Origin of the sequence: Segatella cerevisiae, from assembly GCF_024054555.1 — a bacterium.
GTDB lineage: Bacteria > Bacteroidota > Bacteroidia > Bacteroidales > Bacteroidaceae > Prevotella > Prevotella cerevisiae.
In genome coordinates this window covers 1-2,032 of record NZ_JAMXLY010000099.1, presented here as the reverse complement: position 1 = coordinate 2,032, position 2,032 = coordinate 1, and the positions used below count along the sequence as shown (strand labels likewise).

Below are 2,032 nucleotides of genomic sequence, written 5' to 3'. Positions count from 1 at the left end.
CAAGGGGTGAGCGGGGTCATCCTCAACGGCAGCGGGGATGACTACGCGGCCTTTGACGACATGCAGACCTCCGTACTCGCCAAACTCCTGAAGGACCCGGACCAGGACATTGCCTCCCTCGTCCGTGAGTACTATGCAAAATATTATCCTGTCTCTGGAAAGGCCATCGCCGGCTATTACCTCTCCCTCGAAGACATGGCCGTCAAAGACCCGGAGGGGATCCCTTATTATGGGGGTATCGGGGATGAGGCGAAAGCCTATCTCAAGCCTTCGGCATTCCTGGAGTTCAACGGCCAACTTGACAGGGCTTCCAAGTCCATCAAGGGGGACGAGCGGCATCGCCTCAGCATGCTCCTCACCGGTTTCAACTACACGCAGCTGGAACTCATACGGGCCGGACTGGAGAAATACGATCCGGAAAATGTCGAGACCTGCCTCATCGATCTTGAAGGCGCTAAGGAGCTCAAGGACATGAAGGTCTATCGCGAAGCCAACGGACTGCTCTCTGACTACATTCAGTATTACCGCAGTTATCCGCCCAAGAGAATCAATTCCGATAAGGTAACCTGCAACGTCAGTGAACTGACGGACGGACTGGAAGGAAGCGCGTATGACTACCACACCAACTGGGTCATCAGTCCGAAGAAGACCACCTCATACATCGTATCCAGCAAAGGCAGTCTCTCACAACTTTCGCTGGGGTGCCTCCAGGCGCCCGTATGGCATATCTACGCTCCTGCAAGGATTGAGATCCTGGAGAACGGGAAACAGACCGGCGTTGTCAGCCAGCCTTCAGAGAAGAGGCCCCAGGCAGGGGGCGACTTCCAGCACCTCACCTATATCCTGCCCTTGAAAGGCAATGGGAACGAACAAATAGAACTCCGGCTGATCGCACCTGAAAAAGACGGCCGTGTGACTGTCGCCTGTGACGAAATCCACTAGAAATGAAAACACTTATATATACGCTTTGCATCATACTGGCAAGTATGACCTTATTTACCGGATGTAAAAAGGAGATTGGGCCGACAGCAGTAAAAGTTGAAGACTCGATCCGCCACTACCATCCTATCATCAGCGGAGATAAGATCTATATGTCGTATAAAGTCAAGAATATCGGCTCATCCCCGCTCATCATCAACGACGTACAGCCTTCTTGCGGGTGTATTCTGGATCAGGACAGTACCCAAATGGTCGTCTATCCGGGCGATTCATGTCTGTTGCATTTTATCTTCAACAGCACCGAAAACCTAGGATATGTCAAGCATACCATCCGCATTTACGCCAATGCCCTGCCACACGGAGAAATTGACCTGAACTTCGACCTCTATGTCGTTCCAAAGGAAACAGACAGCCATGATTTCGAGCAAATCTATGACGAAAGGATCATTGAAGAGGCCTCTAAGGACATCCATGATAATTTCGATGAAGCCAATGGGAATAGGGGCTATTGGGTGAAAAAAGAAGACGACTATTAGGAGACCTTTAATATCCCGGAAAAGGACCAGTCCGGTCTTTCTTCAGGAGTTGTTTCCATGAGTTCCGTCTTTCCCTTCACTTGTGGACACTTGTCCAGTGGACAGCCTTTTTTCCTCCACCTTTATGGGTTTTTCCGGACAACTATCCGCGCCCCAACAGACGTCAGATATAGGGCTGTGGAAATCATTCTGAGACTTGTCAATCACCGCTATAGATTCATTGCTCCAATAACAAGTTGCCTCTCTTGATGACAGCCATCCGACTGTCAGGAGAGATGCCAAGCGACCGTCAATCCACTATTCCACGAAGCCTGATCAACCTCTGTTCCAAACCTGAAAAACACAATTGGAAATAACGTTCAGCAAGAGGATTCCGCAACTATCATCCGATGGAAAGAACTTTCACGATAATAAAAAAGGCAGGAAACTTTGATATGAACCCCAAAAGTTGGACGTTAATTGAACATTAATTATTTACTTCTCTATAATGAGCTCGGTATTGTACCGGGCTCATTCCATTTAATCTTAACTTGATTCTCTTTTCATTATACCATTTG

3 protein-coding genes are annotated in these 2,032 nt (G+C 48.8%); 2 read left to right on the top strand and 1 reads right to left on the bottom strand.

The features are described 5' to 3' along the window. Positions 1-942 (top strand): hypothetical protein (locus tag NG821_RS12455; RefSeq protein WP_449619110.1); only part of this gene is annotated, 942 nt, incomplete at its 5' end. Between the two features lie 2 nt (positions 943-944). Further along, positions 945-1,475, top strand: coding sequence for a DUF1573 domain-containing protein (locus NG821_RS12450; protein ID WP_252761980.1), 531 nt, complete (start codon positions 945-947; stop codon positions 1,473-1,475). Positions 1,476-1,941: 466 nt separating this feature from the next. Here NG821_RS12450 and NG821_RS12715 read toward each other — a convergent pair. Further along, positions 1,942-2,032: IS3 family transposase (locus NG821_RS12715; protein WP_394802058.1), on the bottom strand; the 91-nt coding region annotated here is incomplete at its 5' end.